Source organism: Kineococcus sp. DHX-1, assembly GCF_042473625.1.
Taxonomy (GTDB): Bacteria; Actinomycetota; Actinomycetes; order Actinomycetales; family Kineococcaceae; genus Kineococcus.
Map to the genome: position 1 here is coordinate 3,976,290 of NZ_CP170445.1, position 14,720 is coordinate 3,991,009.

Consider the following 14,720-nt stretch of genomic DNA (forward strand, 5'->3'; position numbering starts at 1 on the left):
GAAGACTATGGGGATGCGCACGCCCCGGTGGACCGTTCCCGCCCTGGTCCTCGCCCTGACGGTGGGGCAACTGCTCGTCGCGACGTTCGCGCGGGACCTGCCCCAGTTCGCAGGCAAGGCCTTCGGCGCCCGGCTCGTGTTCTACCCGCTGATGATGCTCTTCGTCCCGGGCGTCTGGTTCGCCGTGCACCGGGGGTCCCGTCCCGCGCCGTGGGGCGGTTTCACGCTCGTCATGCTGCCGTTCCTCGTCGACGTCACGGGGAACACGCTCGACCTGTACGACCGGGTCGTCTGGTGGGACGACCTGCTGCACTTCGGCAACTGGTGCCTGCTGACGCTCGGGCTCGGCGTCGTGCTGCGGCTCGCCGCGGTCCGGCCGCAGTGGGCCCGGGCCGTGACCGCCGTCGGCGGCGGGGCGTTGCTGGCGCTGCTGTGGGAGATCGGCGAGTGGTGGACGTTCATCCGCCACGGCACCGAGATCGAGACCGCCTACGAGGACACCCTCGGCGACATGGTGCTCGGCACCACCGGCTCGGCCGTGGCGCTCGTCGTGCTGGTGGTCGTCAGTCGCCGGAGTGCTTCCGGAACTCGTCCCTGAGCTTGCGCGGGTCCGCGTCGCGCAGCGACGTCCCGGACCCCTTGAGCTTGCGGACGGCGATCACGACCGCGATCGCGACGACGATGAGGATCAGCACCCACTTCACACGGCGAGCCTAAGCGCCCCACCGCCCGCCCACCCCCTCCGAGAGTCCGCGCCGCGATCCGCCTCCCGCGTGGAAAACACTCTTTCCGCCCTTCCGAGGGGCCCTCGGGCGGCGGGAAGCACGACTTCCGCCCTTCCCCGTTGAGGGCGGAAGTCGTGCTCTCCGCCCCGGCACCCGCCGTGGAAGGGCGGAAAGTTTTTCCCACGCGGGAGGGGCTCCTCCTCCGGCGTGCGGTCGTCGGCCAGCGCGACCCGGGACTTCGTCTGGGGCCACGGACGGAAACTCACGGACCCATCTGGCGACCGTCGAGGGACGGTCGGGCCGTCACGCCGCGGGAGGGTCCTCCGGGCTGCGCGCAGCGCGCCAGGCGGTGGCCGCGGCGAGCGCCACGAGCACGGCCCAGGCCGGCAGGGTCACCCGCCAGGCCTGGGGCAGGACGGTCAGCACGACGAGCAGCACCTGGGCGGTGACGAGGGCCACCGCGGCGGCGGTCCGGCCCAGGTAGGCGTGGCCGAGACCCGGCCACAGCACGGACAGGGCGGCCGCGGCCAGCCGGTGACGGTCCACCCGAGGACGGCGGACGACCGGTCCGGTCCCGTCCCACGCGCCGGTCTTTTCCCACTCCACGACGGTCACGCCGCACCCCCGCTGGTCACCCGCTCGGATCGGCGCCCCCCGGCACCCTGGGGGGAGTCTGCCCCACCGGGACCGGGTTCCGGAGCCGATCGGGCGATGTCCGTCGTCCCCCGCGTGTCGCCGTGACTGCCTGTGACGCAGGTCAACTCAGGGTGAAGCGCGAGCAGTGGGTGACGTACGGGAGCCGGATCTCGCCGCCGTCCGGGAACTCCTCGTCGAGGACCTGGGCGATGCCGTCGAGCACCGCGGCGCGCTCGTCCTGCGGCAGCACGATGACGTAGCTGCGGGAGGCGACGAGGTCCAGGACCCCCGCCCGGTCGGTCGCGTGCTCGAAGCGGGTCCGGAAGTGTTCTGGAGCGCCGAAGGGTGCCCCGACGGTCTCGACCGAGGCGCGCATCTCGTGCTCGCTGCCCTGCTGGGCGATCTCCCAGACCCGCGAGACCCAGGGGACCGACTCGTCCCGCACGTTCCACACCAGCCCCAGCGTCCCGCCCGGCCGCAGCACGCGGGCCACCTCCGGGACCGCGCGCGCCGGGTCGACCCAGTGCCAGGCCTGCGCCACGACGACGGCGTCGACGGACGCGTCCGGCAGGCCCGTCGCCTCCGCGCTGCCCTCGTGCGCCTCGACCCCCGGGAGCGCGGCCCGCAGTTGCGCCAGCATCCGGGTCGACGGTTCGACGGCCACGACGTCCAGAGCGCGCGCCGCGAGGGAGGCCGTGAACTTCCCCGTCCCGGCGCCGAGGTCGAGCACACGACGGGCGGGACCGACGAGGAAGTCGACGGCGTCGTCGGGGTAGCCGGGGCGGGCCCGGGCGTAGGCGTCCGCGGCGGCGCCGAAGGAACGGGCGTGCGCGTCGAGGTCGTACGGCTCGCTGGGTTCGGTGGCCACGGCCCCATCCTGCTCCGGGGGAGAATGCCGCGTGTGACCGCCACCCTCGTCGCCAAGGACCTCAGCGCCGCCCACGGGACGCGGGCGCTGTTCTCCGGCCTGGACCTCGTCGTCGCGCCCGGCGACGTCGTCGGCCTCGTCGGCGCGAACGGTGCGGGCAAGTCGACGCTGCTCAAGCTGCTGGCCGGCCTGGACCGCCCCGAGACCGGCAGCGTCTCGCTGTCCCCGCCCACCGCCACCGTCGGGTACCTGCCGCAGGAACCCGAGCGCCGACCCGGCGAGACCGTCGGGCAGTTCCTCGGCCGCCGCACGGGCGTCACCGCCGCGACGACCGAGATGGACGACGCCGCCGCGGCCCTCGGCGAGGGGGTCGCGGGCGCCGACGACCGGTACGCCGACGCCCTCGACCGCTGGCTCGCGCTCGGTGGCGCCGACCTCGACGAGCGCACCGGCGAGGTCCTCGCCGACCTCGGGTTGACGGTGTCCGCCGAGGCCCTCATGACGTCCCTGTCCGGCGGGCAGGCCGCGCGCGCCGGGCTCGCGGCGCTGCTGCTGTCGCGCTACGACGTGTTCCTGCTCGACGAACCCACCAACGACCTCGACCTCGACGGCCTCGCCCGGTTGGAGCGGTTCGTCACCGACCTGCGCTCCCCCGCCGTCGTCGTCAGCCACGACCGGGAGTTCCTGGCGCGCACCGCCGACCGCGTGGTCGAACTCGACCTGGCCCAGCAGCTCGTCCGCGTCGTCGGCGGCGGGTACGAGGCGTTCCTCGCCGAACGCGACGTGCAGCGCCGCCACGCCCGGGAGGCCTACGAGGACTACGCCGAGACGAAGTCGGGGTTGGAGGCGCGCGCCCGGATGCAGCGCGGCTGGATGGCGCAGGGCGTGCGCAACGCCGTCCGCAAGGGCGACCCCGACAAGAACATCCGCGCCAAGATGCGCGAGGGCAGCGAGAAGCAGGCCGCCAAGGCCAAGCAGACCGACCGGATGATCGAACGCCTCGAGGTCGTCGAGGAACCCCGCAAGGAGTGGGCGCTGCAGATGTCCATCGCGGCGGCCCCGCGGTCGGGGTCGGTCGTCGCGACGCTGCGCGAGGCCGTCGTGCGGCGCGGGGAGTTCACGCTGGGTCCGGTGACCCTCGCCGTCGACGCGGGTGACCGGGTCGCCGTGACAGGACCCAACGGGGCCGGCAAGTCGACGCTGCTGAACCTGCTGCTCGGCCGCATCGGCCCCGACACCGGTTCCGCCGCAACGGGTTCCGGGTTGCGGGTCGGGGAGATCGACCAGGCCCGCGGCGCGTTCCTCGACGAGCGCACCCTCGCCCGCGCGTTCGGCGACGAGGTGCCCGACCAGCCCGACGCCGACGTCCGGACCCTGCTGGCCAAGTTCGGCCTCGGCGCCCACCACGTCGGCCGCACCGCCGCGAGCCTGTCCCCGGGCGAACGCACCCGCGCCGCCCTCGCCCTGCTGCAGGCGCGCGGGGTGAACCTCCTGGTCCTCGACGAACCCACCAACCACCTCGACCTGCCCGCCATCGAGCAGCTCGAGCAGGCCCTCGCGAGCTACGCCGGGACGCTGCTGCTCGTCAGCCACGACCGCCGGCTGCTCGAGGCCGTGCACGTGACGCGGCGCCTCGTCGTCGACGGCGGGCGGGTCACCGAGCTCTGACGGCGCCCCCTCCGGTCAGGGTCGGCCGGCGTCAGGCGATCGCGGACCCGCTGAAGTCGTCGCAGAACACCACGACGCGGGGCGCGCCGCCGGGGCCGCGCACGGTCCCGTCCTCGGACAGCTCCCCGCGTTCCAGCACCTCCCCGGTCCGCGGGTCCACGACGCGGTAGGGCCGCGGGACGTCGGCGGGGAAGACGATCCGCAGGTTCCCGCCGCCCGCGACGTAGGACAGGAAGAACACCCCCGGCACGACGACGTTGCGCGGGTTCCCGGTGCGCGTCCAGTCCGGGACGGCACCGGTGAACGGCAGGCCGTGCAGGACCCGGGCGAGGACCCCGGGGTACCTCGACCCCTCGAAGTCGAGGGCCTCGCGCCAGCCGGCGCCGGGGGCGGAGAAGTACGGGGACTGACCGGCCTCGTCGGGCCGCAGCTGCCACTGCCACAGGCTGCCCGCGCCGTAGACGACGCCCATCGTCGCGCCGGCGCAGAAGTTGCTCCACGCCTCGTGGCCCTGCCACCAGCCGCCCGCGAAACCCTCGACGCGCGTCCCCTCGTAGGAGGGTTCCCCGTTGGCGACGGCCTTGGCGGGCAGGTTGCGCGCCATGTCGGCGACGCGTTCGGGCACGTGGTCACCGAGGTGGCCGGTCTGGCACCACTGGAAGTCGAGCCAGTCGGCGTCCTGGTGGGCGCGGTTGCTGCCGAAGGGGGCGTAGTGGATCCCGGTGGGCTGGGCGAGGTCGTCCCAGGCCTGGACCTCGGCGCCCCCGGCGGCGACCTGGGGCTCGTCGCCGAACCGGTCCGCACCGACGAGCCAGACGGCGGGTGCGGCGCCGTACCGGGCGAGGAGGTAGCGGCAGTACCGCGCGTAGTCCTCCGGCGGGACCTCCGCGCCCGCGGTCCGCAGCCCCTTCCAGCCGAACCCCTGGAACACCGGCTGCCAGACGGGGACGATCCCGTGCCGGACGAGCGTCGCGGCGAGCACGTCGAGCTCGGCGAAGTACTCCGGCCGCAGCCGCCGCAGCGTGAGGTCGGGCAGGTCCTCGAACGCGACGGCGAACCCCTCGTCCGCGGTCCGGTCGGCGGGGCCGCGGGCGCCGGAGTCGGGTTGGACGCTCATGAGCAGGACGGCGTTGAACCCCTTCGCGGCGCGGTCGGCGGCGTAGGTCTCGGCCTGCTCCGGCGTCGCCCGCCACGGCAACGCCCACGCGGTGTCGGCGACGAGGAACGCGGGGGTGCCGTCGGCGTGGACGAGGTGGCGGCCCTCCTGCGACATCCGCCAGAACCCGTGGCGGCCGAACACGCCCTCCCCCTCGCCGTCCACCGCGAGGGAGCCGGTGACGCCCGCGAGGCCCGCGTCGTCGACGGAGGCGGCGCTCTCCCACGTCCACCGGCCGGTCAGACCGGGTGAGGCGAACCGGACGCGCCACGTCGCGCCGCCGTCCCAGAAGGCGGGGCGGCGCAGGACGCGTCCGGAGTCGTGGGTGAACGTGGCCCACACCTCGACACCGGTGTAGGGCTCGGGGTGGTCGTGCTCGGCGGTGAGCACGATCTCGTGCGGGGACCACGGCGTCGTGGGGTTCGTCACCCGGCCATCCTGGACCGTCGCCCGGCGGCGCGCGCCTGAGGGATCCGTGAGGTGATCCCGCCACGCCCGGGACTGGTTGTCCACCAACGATTCCGGGTCCGGGTGCCGACCGGGTGGAACATCGTGGCCCCGGGACGCGATGATGCCGGGGAGGGACCGACGTCGCTCCCACCTGCCGCGACCACCCTGCGAACCCCGAGGAAGACCCGCCTGTGCCTCTCGCCATCCTGGCCCTCGCCGTCGGTGCCTTCGGCATCGGGACGACCGAGTTCGTCGCCATGGGGCTGCTGCCCCAGATGGCGGAGAGCTTCGACGTGTCGATCGCCGCGGCCGGCTGGCTGATCTCGGCGTACGCGCTGGGTGTCGTCGTCGGCGCCCCGACGCTGACCGCCCTGACCCACTCGTGGCCGCGCAAGCGCGTGCTCACCGCGCTCATGGGCCTGTTCGTGGCCGGGCACGCGGCGACCGCCCTCGCCCCCGGGTTCGAGGCGCTCATCGGCGCACGGTTCCTGTCCGGCCTCTCGCACGGCGCGTTCTTCGGCGCCTGCGCGGTCGTGGCCCGCAAGATCGCCCCGCCCGGACGGCAGGGCCAGGCCCTGGCCCTCGTCTTCACGGGGCTGACCGTCGCGAACGTCGTCGGCGTCCCCGCCGGCACCTACGTCGGGCAGCAGCTCGGCTGGCGGCTGACGTTCGCACTCGTGGGCGTCATCGGCCTGGTGACCATCGCCGCGATCGCCGTCATGGTGCCGGAGGTCGAGACGCGCACCGGGTCGCTGCGCTCGGAGTTCGCCGCGTTCCGCCGCGGTCAGGTGTGGTGGACGCTGCTCATCACGACGGTCGGGTTCGCGAGCCTGTTCACCGTCCTCAGCTACGTCGCGCCGCTGCTCACCGAGGTCGCCGGGTACTCCGAGGGGTCCGTCAGCTGGGTGCTCGTCCTGTTCGGCCTCGGCGCGACGTTCGGCAACCTCGTCGGCGGCCGTCTCGCCGACTGGCGGCCCTACCGGACGCTGGCGGTCGGGTTCGTCGCCCAGGCCGCCGTGTTCGGGCTGCTGTTCCTCTTCGCCGACCACGCCTGGGTCGCCGCGGCCGGCGTGTTCTCGTTCGCGTTCGTCGGGTTCGTCATGTCCGCCCCGATCCAGACCCGCGGCATCCTCGCGGCGGGCGGTGGCGCGTCGATGGCCTCGGCCGCGATGCAGGCGGCGTTCAACATCGGCAACGCGATGGGCGCCTTCCTGGGCGGTCTCGTCATCGACGCCGGCTTCGGCTACGCCTCCCCCGCGCTCGTCGCGCTCGTCCTGGCGCTGCTGGGCCTGGCGATCCTCGGCGAGGCCACGCGTGCGGACAAGAACGGTCGTGCGCCCATCGACCCGCAGGTCGCGGCCCTCCCCGCCCAGCGCCGTCGCCGGCTGCGTGCGAGCGTGGAGCAGTGACGGCAGGCCTCCAGGTCGAGGAGCGGAAGAGCGGTGACCCCGAGCTCGACGCGCTCGTGGCTGCGGCGGTGCTCGAGCTGAACCGTCGCTACCGCGACCCGGGCGAGCCGTGGGAGGACTACCCGATCCACGGGGACGTCGTGTTCCACCTCGCGACGGTCGACGGGGAGCCCGCCGGGTGCATCGCCCGCGTGGACGTCGACGAACCCGGCTGGACCCGCACCGTGGAGATGAAGCGGGTGTTCGTGCAGGAGCGGTTCCGCGGCCGGGGCGTCGCCCGCGCCCTCGTCGCGGCGTTCGAGGACGCGGCCCGGCAGGCCGGCGCCGATCGCGTGCGGTTGGAGACGGGGACCCGGCAGCCCGAGGCGATGGCGCTGTACGAGGCGCTCGGCTACGCGCGGACGACGAACTTCGGGCCGTGGGCCGACAGCCCGCTGTCCGTCTGCTACGCCAAGGACCTGTGAGCTCACGAACACCAGAGTTCGGTGCACCGAACTCTCGTGCATGATGGGGGCATGACGACGGACGCCCGCGCCTCAGCGCCCGCCCGCCCCGGCCGCGCCGGGCTCCTGCGCCTGCTCGGCCCGGCGTTCGTCGCCGCCATCGCCTACGTCGACCCGGGCAACGTCGCCGCCAACCTCACGGCCGGCGCCGGCTACGGGTACCTGCTGCTGTGGGTGCTCGTCGCGGCGAACGGGATGGCGGTCCTCGTGCAGTACCTGTCCGCCAAGCTCGCCGTCGTCAGCGGCAGCACCCTGCCCGAGGTGCTGCGGGACAGGCTCGGACGCAAGGCCCGGCTGGCGTTCTGGGGCCAGGCCGAACTCGTCGCGATCGCGACCGACCTGGCCGAGGTGATCGGCGGGGCCGTCGCCCTGAACCTGCTCTTCGGCTGGGACCTGCTGGTGGGCGGGGTCGTGACCGGCGTGGTCTCGCTGCTCATGCTGGCCCTGCAGAGCCGCACGGGCGTCCGCCGCTTCGAAGCGGTGATCATGGGGTTCCTGCTGATCATCGTCGTCGGCTTCGTCTCCAGCAACTTTCTGTCCCCACCCGACACGCGCGAGGCGCTCGCCGGTCTCGTCCCCCGCTTCGACGGCGCCGAGACCGTGCTGCTCGCCGCCAGCATGCTGGGCGCCACCGTCATGCCGCACGCCGTCTACCTGCACTCGGCGATGGCCCGCGACCACCACGGCACCGTCGCCGCCCGCGACACCCGCCGGATCCTCGGCGCCACGAGGATCGACGTGGTCGCAGCGCTCGTCGTCGCAGGCCTGGTCAACATCTCGATGCTGCTGCTGGCCGCCTCGGCGCTGCGCGGAGTGGAGGGCACCGACACCCTCGAGGGGGCGCACGCCGCCGTCGCCGCCCACCTCGGCACCGGCGCCGCCCTGCTGTTCGCGATCGGCCTGCTCGCCTCCGGCCTGGCCTCGACGTCGGTCGGCGCGTACGCGGGCGCAGTCATCATGCAGGGGCTGCTGCGGATCGAGGTGCCCCTGCTGCTGCGCCGCGTCGTCACCCTCGTCCCCGCCCTCGTGTGCCTGGGGATGGGGGTGGACCCGACCCGCGCCCTCGTCGTGTCGCAGGTCGTCCTGAGCTTCGGGATCCCCTTCGCCCTCGTCCCCCTGGTGCGGCTCACGAGCTCGCGCGACCTCATGGGAGACCACGCCAACCGGCCCCTCACGCGGGTTCTCGCGGTCGTGGCCGTGGGGCTCGTGGTGGCGCTCAACGTCGCCCTGCTCTACCTGACGTTCTTCGGCTGACGCGACGCGCGAGACCCGTCAGGCGGCGGACCGGGCGGCGAGCGGTCGGCGCCGCAGGGCGGCGTCGGTGACCGCGGGCGTCCGGTACTGCATGTCGAGCAGGCCGACGTCCTCACCGGGCGCGACGATCGCGTCGATCCGGTCCAGCACGGCGTCGTCGAGCGCGACGTCCGCCGCGGCCAGCAGGTCGTCGAGCTGCTCGCGGGTGCGGGGGCCGAGGATCGCCGACGTGACGCCGGGGTGGGCCAGGACGAACGCGAGCGCGAGGTGCGTGAGCTTCACGCCGACCTCGTCCGCGAGCGCCACGAACTGCTCGACGGCCTCGAGGCGGCGCTCGTCGGCGAAGTAGCGGAACATCGCGGCCCGGTTGACGTCGGGGGCCTGGCCCCGGCGGACGCGCCCGGTGAGCATCCCGCCCGCGAGCGGGGAGTACACGAGGGTGCCCATCCCGTACCGCTGGGCGACGGGCAGCACCTCGTTCTCGATGCCGCGGTTGAGCAACGAGTACGTCGGCTGCTCGGTGCGGAAGCGCTCCAGCCCACGGCGCTCGGAGACCCACTGGGCCTCGACGATCTCGCTGGCCGGGAAGCTGGACGTCCCGATCGCGCGGACCTTGCCCGCGCGGACGAGGTCGGTGAGCGCCGACAGCGTCTCCTCGACGTCGGTGTCCGGGTCGGGGCGGTGCACCTGGTAGAGGTCGACGTGGTCGGTGCCGAGGCGACGCAGGGAGTCCTCGACCGCGCGCACGATCCAGCGGCGGGAGTTCCCGCGCATGTTCGGGTCCTGCCCCATCGGCAGGTGGAACTTGGTGGCCAGCACGACGTCGTCGCGGCGGCCGGCGATCGCCTTCGCGACGATCTCCTCGGACTCGCCGTGGGAGTAGAAGTCCGCGGTGTCGAGGAAGTTCACCCCCGCGTCGAGGGCGCGGTGGACGATCGCGACGGCGTCGTCGTGGTCGGGGTTGCCGATGGGGCCGAACATCATGGCGCCGAGGGCGAAGGGGCTGACCTTGATGCCGGTGCGGCCGAGGGTGCGGTACTGCACGGGATCCTCCGTGGGACGATGAAGCGGAACGTTCTTCCGGAACAGTACGGAACGTTGTTCCGGTTACGCAAGGGGGGTCACCCGTGGAACGCAAGGTCCGCGCCGACGCGCAGCGCAACGTCGACGCACTGCTCGCCGCCGCCCGCGACGTCTTCGCCTCCGCCGGCGTCGACGCCCCCGTGCGCGAGATCGCCGCGCAGGCCGGCGTGGGGGTCGGCACCGTCTACCGGCACTTCCCGCAACGCTCGGACCTGGTGGTCGCGGTCTTCCGCCACGAGGTCGACGCGTGCGCCGCCGAGGCTCCCGTCCTGGCGCAGCAGCACCCGCCCCTGGAGGCGTTGCGGCGCTGGCTGTTGCGCTACACGGGGTTCGTCGCGGCCAAGCGCGGCCTGTCCGCCGCCCTCCACTCCGGCGATCCGGCCTTCGAGCCGCTGCCCGCCTACTTCTCCGGGCACCTCGTGCCCGCCCTCGAGGGGTTGCTCGAGGCGGCCGCCGCCGCGGGTGAGGTCGCGAACCCGCTGAGCCCGGAGGAACTGCTGACGACGCTGTCGCGGCTCTCGACGCCGGACGAGGACTACACCGCCCGCGTCGTCGAGCTCCTCCTCGCCGGCCTCCGCTTCGGCGCCCGGGCGGGCGGGTTCGTCGACGCAACCGGCTCGTAGGTGGAGCTGCCTGCGTCGACGATCTCTCCCACCGGGGGCCCTCAGGCCGGCAGGTGCCGCCGCACGAAGTCGAGCTCCACGCGCATCTGCCGCACCCGCTCGTCGTCGAGCAGCGACCCGTGGCCCGCGTCGTACCGGTACACCTCGTGCGTCGCCCCGCGCGCGGCGAGCCGCTCCAGGTAGTTGTCGATCTGCCGGATCGGGCAGCGCGGGTCGTTGCGGCCGGCGAGCACGAGCACCGGGGCGCGGACGGCGTCGACGTACGTGAGCGGCGAGGAGTCGGCGTACTTCTCCGGCACCTCGGTGGGCGACCCGCCGAACAGCGAGCGGTCGAAGGCCTTGAGGCCCTCCATCTCGTCCTCGTACGCCGCGACGTAGTCCGCGACGGGAACCCCGGCGAGCCCGACGGCCCAGCGCTCCGGCTGCGTCCCCACGCCGAGCAGCGTGAGGAAACCGCCCCACGACGCCCCGGCGAGGACGAGCCGGTCGGGGTCGGCGACCCCCGTGGAGACGAGGTGGTCCGCGACCGCCGCGACGTCCTCGAGCTCGACGTGGCCGACGCGCGCCTCGAGGGCGTCGCGCCAGGCCGAGCCGTACCCCGTGGACCCGCGGTAGTTCACCTGCACGACGGCGAACCCCTCGTCCACCCACGTCGCGCAGTACGACCGGAACGCGTCGGCGTCGTGGGCCGTCGGCCCGCCGTGCACCTCCACGACCGTCGGCAGCGGGCCCGAGGACCCCGCGGGACGGCGCAGCAACGCGTGGATGCGGCCGCCGGGCCCGTCGACCCACACGTCCGACACCTCGACCGACGGCGGAGCGGGTTCGCCGGGCGCGCGCAGCAGGACGGAACCGTCGAGCCGGCGCACCGTCGAGGGCTGCGCGGCGGAGGACCAGGTGAGCCACACGTCGCCGTCGGGGCGGGCCGTCGCGCCGCCGACGCTGCCCGTCGTGGGCCCGACCTGGGTGACGACCCCCGTCCCGAGGTCAAAGCGGTAGGCCAGGGTGCGGGCCTCGTGGTCGAGCAGCACGACGAGGCCGGTCGCGTCCTGCGTCCACTCCGCCCCGGCGACCTCGCCGGGAACCCCCAGCGCGATCTGCACCTCCCGCCCCGTCCGCAGGTCCAGGACGAGCAGTTCGGGACGGCCGGCGCGTTCGTGCTCGACGAGCAGCCGCGCGTCGCCGCGCACGGGCGAGAAACCGATCGGGGACACCCCCTTGCCGGGGCCGTCGGACAGTTCCGCGACGGTCGAGCCGTCGGCCAGCGACAGCACGCGCAGGTCGGGGTGGCGGGAGTCGCCACGCTCGGAGTGCGCGATCGCGACCCACTGCTCGTCCGGGGACAGGTCGCCGGCCCAGGCGTCCTCGCGGTGCTCGTAGAGCCGACGGGTCCCTGAGGGGGTGACCACGTCGATGCGGGTCCCGTAGTCGTCGTCCTGCGAGCCGACGACCACGGTTCCGCTGCGCCCGATCGCCAGACCCGCCGGGTAGGCGGCGGGCAGCCCCAGCGGGTCCTCGACGTCCTCTCCGGGCGCCGAGCCGAAGGGTTGCCGCCGCCACACGCCGTACTCGTCGCCCGCGGTGTCGTCGAACCACCAGACGAACTCGCCGGCGTCGTCGATCGTGGCGCTCGACGTGCCCTCCGGCCGGTCGGTCAGCCGCCGCAGCTCGCCGCTGCCGGCGTCGAAGGAGTGCACCTCGAGCACTCCCGCGACGCTGGCCACGACGACGCAGCGGTCGGGCGCCTCGAGCGCCCACTCCGGCAGTCCGACACGACCGGCCCGGAACCGCTTCTCCCAGACGGGGACCTCAGGTTCGCTCACCCGACCGATCGTGCCACCCGCGGAACGGCTCGTCTCAGGCGGGCGCGGGTGCGGGGAACAGCCGGCGCAGGACGTCGGACAGGGTCACGACACCCTCGACCCGGCCCCCGTCGGTGACGACCGCGAGGTGGTTGCTCGTCTCCCGCATGCGCGTCAGCGCGACGTGCAGCGTGGTGCCGCCGTCGAGCGTGAAGACGGGCCGCACGAACTCCGCCGTCGGCGCCTCGTCCGGTTCGGTGAGGGTGTCCCGGACGTGGACGATGCCGTGCAGGTCGTCGGTCGAGCCCACGAGGATCCGCAGGTGGCCGGTGCTGCGGGACAGGTCCCGCACCTGCTCGACGGTCGCGCCCGCCGGCACGCTCGCCGGCGTCGCGCCGGGGCGCAACAGGTCCCGCACCACGAGGCGCTGCAGGTCCAGCGCCCCGGACAGCTGAGCGGAGAACTTCGCGTCCAGCGCACCGACGTTCGTGGAGTGCTCCAGGAGGTGTCGCAGCGAGTCCGGGCTGTGCCCGACGACGACCTCCTCGGTGGGGGTCGCGCCGACCTTGCGCACCAGGACGTTGGCCGCGGAGTTGAGCAGCTTCAGGACGGGACGGAACAACCACATGAACCCGCGCATCGGGACGGCCAGCAGCAGGGCCGACCGCTCGGGGTGGGCGATGGCCCAGGACTTCGGCGCCATCTCCCCCACGACGAGGTGGATGAACGTCACGACGAACAGCGCCAGGACGAACCCGAGGACGTCGGCCGCGACGAGCGGCAGCCCCGCGGACTCGAACAGCGGGGTCAGCCAGTGGTGGACGGCCGGTTTGCTGATGGCCCCCAGCAGCAGCACGCAGGCGGTGATCCCGAGCTGGGACCCGGCCAGCAGGACGGTCAGCTCGTGCGAGCTGCGCAGCGCGGCGCGCCCGGAGACGGTGCCCGCGGCCTCCTCGAGGCGGTGCCGCTTGGCGCCCAGCAGGGCGAACTCGACGGCCACGAAGAACGCGCTCGCCGCGACGATGACGACCGTCGCGACGACGACGACGACGGGGTTGTCAGTCATGCGTCACCTCCTTCGTGGTCGGTGGCGGCGTCCGCGGCGGCGGCACCGGTCAGTTCCAGCCGCACCCGGCCGGGCACGTGCCGTTCGACGGACAGGACCCGGACGTGCAGGACCTGCGGTTCGGGGTCGAGCTCGCCGAGGTCGAGCGGGAGTTCCACGTCGAGCTCGGTGCCCTTCTCGGGCAGCCCGCCGTGGGCGGCGATGACGAGACCGGCGATCGTCTCGTAGTCCCCGCGCGGCAGGTCCACCCCGAGCGAGCGTTCGACCTCGTCGACGTGCACCTCCCCGGACATCTCCCACACGCCGTCTCCCTCGACGGGGATGTACGTCGGGTTGTCCTCGTCGTGCTCGTCGGTGATCTCGCCGACGAGTTCCTCGGCGAGGTCCTCGACGGTGACGACACCGGAGAACCCGCCGTACTCGTCGACGACGCAGGCGAGCTCGTTGCGGGAGTCCCCCAGCTGCCGCAGCACGTCCGGCAGCCGCGTGAGCGTCGAGACGACGAGCGCGGGCCGCATGATGCGGGTGACCGGCGCACTGTCCTCCTCCTGCGTGGCGAGGAGGTCGGCGAGGTGGACGACGCCCAGGACGTCCCCCGAACCGGCCGCGAGCACCGGGTAGCGGGAGTGCCCGACGGCCATGAGCGCGCGCACGAGACCGAGGTCGGCGGACTCGTCGACGGTGTCCACGCGCGAACGCGGGATCATCGCGTGCTCGACGTCCTGCTGCGGGAAGTCGAGGATGCGGTCGAGCAGGACGGCCAGGTCGTCGGGCAGGTCACCGCTCTCGCGGGACTCCTCGACGATCGCCTCGAGGTCCTTCGGCGTCGCGGCGTGCTCGACGTCGTGGACGGGTTCGATCTTCAGCGCGCGCAGCAGGGCGTTGGAGGACTGGTCGAAGAACCAGATCAGCCAGCCGAACACCTTGAGGTAGGCCAGCGTGGAACGGCTCAGCCACGACGCCACCGGTTCGGGCTTGGCGATGGCCAGGTTCTTCGGGAACAGCTCGCCGAACAGCATCTGGACGAACGTGGAGAACACGAGCGCCACGACGCCACCGACGGCGATCCCGACCCCGCTGGGGATGCCGACGCCGCCGAGGAGCGACCCGAGGGACTCCCCGATGAGCGGTTCGGCCACGTACCCGACGAGCAGGCCCGTGACGGTGATGCCGAGCTGTGCTCCGGAGAGCATGAAGGAGGTGCGGCGCGTGACCGCGAGCGCGCGGACCGCGCCGGGGTCACCGGACTCGGCACGGGCCCCCAGGCCCGAGCGGTCCACCGACATGTAGGCGAACTCCTGGGCCACGAAGTAGGCCGTGGCCGCGGTGATCGCGAGGACCACCACGACACCGAGGAGCAGTGCGAGCACGTCGGTCACGGGATCACCTCACCGTGGCCGGGCGCACCCGCGCAGGGACTTGAAGGGTCGTCGGCGTGATCGTCGTCGCGCATCGGCGGCGGCGGTCCTCTCCTGGT

General features: G+C 73.6%; 14 protein-coding genes. 6 read left to right on the plus strand and 8 right to left on the minus strand.

What is annotated here, in order from left to right:
* Nucleotides 1-13: 13 nt before the first annotated feature.
* Nucleotides 14-598, plus strand: a complete 585-nt coding sequence (locus ACFEMC_RS19105; protein ID WP_380171085.1) for a hypothetical protein — start codon at nucleotides 14-16, stop codon at nucleotides 596-598.
* Here ACFEMC_RS19105 and ACFEMC_RS19110 read toward each other — a convergent pair.
* The 3 genes from ACFEMC_RS19110 to ACFEMC_RS19120 form a co-directional block, all read right to left on the minus strand.
* Nucleotides 564-704 (minus strand): hypothetical protein, encoded by a 141-nt coding sequence (locus tag ACFEMC_RS19110; protein WP_367636574.1) that lies wholly within the window; start codon nucleotides 702-704, stop codon nucleotides 564-566. The genes ACFEMC_RS19105 and ACFEMC_RS19110 overlap by 35 nt on opposite strands.
* 324 nt (nucleotides 705-1,028) lie before the next feature.
* A complete protein-coding gene (locus ACFEMC_RS19115) occupies nucleotides 1,029-1,340 on the minus strand; it encodes a hypothetical protein (protein ID WP_380171086.1) in 312 nt (103 codons plus the stop codon).
* A 142-nt stretch (nucleotides 1,341-1,482) separates the two neighbouring features.
* Nucleotides 1,483-2,229, minus strand: coding sequence for a class I SAM-dependent methyltransferase (locus ACFEMC_RS19120; RefSeq protein ID WP_380171087.1), 747 nt, complete (start codon nucleotides 2,227-2,229; stop codon nucleotides 1,483-1,485).
* 33 nt (nucleotides 2,230-2,262) lie between these two features.
* Between ACFEMC_RS19120 and ACFEMC_RS19125 the strand changes: the two genes are divergently transcribed.
* The gene (locus ACFEMC_RS19125; RefSeq protein ID WP_380171088.1) at nucleotides 2,263-3,897 is read left to right on the plus strand and encodes an ABC-F family ATP-binding cassette domain-containing protein; all 1,635 of its coding nucleotides are present in this window, start codon (nucleotides 2,263-2,265) and stop codon (nucleotides 3,895-3,897) included.
* Between the two features lie 31 nt (nucleotides 3,898-3,928).
* Here the strand turns inward: ACFEMC_RS19125 and ACFEMC_RS19130 are convergent, their stop codons facing one another.
* On the minus strand, nucleotides 3,929-5,482 hold the full coding sequence (locus ACFEMC_RS19130) for a DUF4038 domain-containing protein (protein ID WP_380171089.1): 1,554 nt from the start codon (nucleotides 5,480-5,482) through the stop codon (nucleotides 3,929-3,931).
* A gap of 212 nt (nucleotides 5,483-5,694) precedes the next feature.
* Here ACFEMC_RS19130 and ACFEMC_RS19135 point away from each other — a divergent pair, with 212 nt between their 5' ends.
* From ACFEMC_RS19135 to ACFEMC_RS19145, 3 genes are read left to right on the plus strand one after another with little or no spacing between them, the layout of a single operon-like run.
* A complete protein-coding gene (locus ACFEMC_RS19135; protein WP_380171090.1) occupies nucleotides 5,695-6,912 on the plus strand; it encodes an MFS transporter in 1,218 nt (405 codons plus the stop codon).
* The gene (locus tag ACFEMC_RS19140; protein ID WP_380171091.1) at nucleotides 6,909-7,376 is read left to right on the plus strand and encodes a GNAT family N-acetyltransferase; all 468 of its coding nucleotides are present in this window, start codon (nucleotides 6,909-6,911) and stop codon (nucleotides 7,374-7,376) included. Before ACFEMC_RS19135 ends, ACFEMC_RS19140 begins: the two co-directional genes overlap by 4 nt.
* A 51-nt stretch (nucleotides 7,377-7,427) precedes the next feature.
* Nucleotides 7,428-8,669, plus strand: a complete 1,242-nt coding sequence (locus ACFEMC_RS19145; RefSeq protein WP_380171092.1) for an Nramp family divalent metal transporter — start codon at nucleotides 7,428-7,430, stop codon at nucleotides 8,667-8,669.
* Between the two features lie 18 nt (nucleotides 8,670-8,687).
* Here the strand turns inward: ACFEMC_RS19145 and ACFEMC_RS19150 are convergent, their stop codons facing one another.
* Nucleotides 8,688-9,713, minus strand: coding sequence for an aldo/keto reductase (locus tag ACFEMC_RS19150; RefSeq protein WP_380171093.1), 1,026 nt, complete (start codon nucleotides 9,711-9,713; stop codon nucleotides 8,688-8,690).
* A gap of 83 nt (nucleotides 9,714-9,796) precedes the next feature.
* Here ACFEMC_RS19150 and ACFEMC_RS19155 point away from each other — a divergent pair, with 83 nt between their 5' ends.
* Nucleotides 9,797-10,375 (plus strand): TetR/AcrR family transcriptional regulator, encoded by a 579-nt coding sequence (locus ACFEMC_RS19155; protein ID WP_380171094.1) that lies wholly within the window; start codon nucleotides 9,797-9,799, stop codon nucleotides 10,373-10,375.
* A gap of 41 nt (nucleotides 10,376-10,416) precedes the next feature.
* Here the strand turns inward: ACFEMC_RS19155 and ACFEMC_RS19160 are convergent, their stop codons facing one another.
* The 3 genes from ACFEMC_RS19160 to ACFEMC_RS19170 are packed head-to-tail and all read right to left on the minus strand — an operon-like array spanning nucleotide 10,417 to nucleotide 14,622.
* On the minus strand, nucleotides 10,417-12,198 hold the full coding sequence (locus ACFEMC_RS19160) for a prolyl oligopeptidase family serine peptidase (protein ID WP_380171095.1): 1,782 nt from the start codon (nucleotides 12,196-12,198) through the stop codon (nucleotides 10,417-10,419).
* A gap of 34 nt (nucleotides 12,199-12,232) precedes the next feature.
* A complete protein-coding gene (locus ACFEMC_RS19165) occupies nucleotides 12,233-13,243 on the minus strand; it encodes a hemolysin family protein (protein ID WP_380171096.1) in 1,011 nt (336 codons plus the stop codon).
* The gene (locus tag ACFEMC_RS19170) at nucleotides 13,240-14,622 is read right to left on the minus strand and encodes a hemolysin family protein (protein ID WP_380171097.1); all 1,383 of its coding nucleotides are present in this window, start codon (nucleotides 14,620-14,622) and stop codon (nucleotides 13,240-13,242) included. Before ACFEMC_RS19170 ends, ACFEMC_RS19165 begins: the two co-directional genes overlap by 4 nt.
* Between the last annotated feature and the right edge of the window lie 98 nt (nucleotides 14,623-14,720).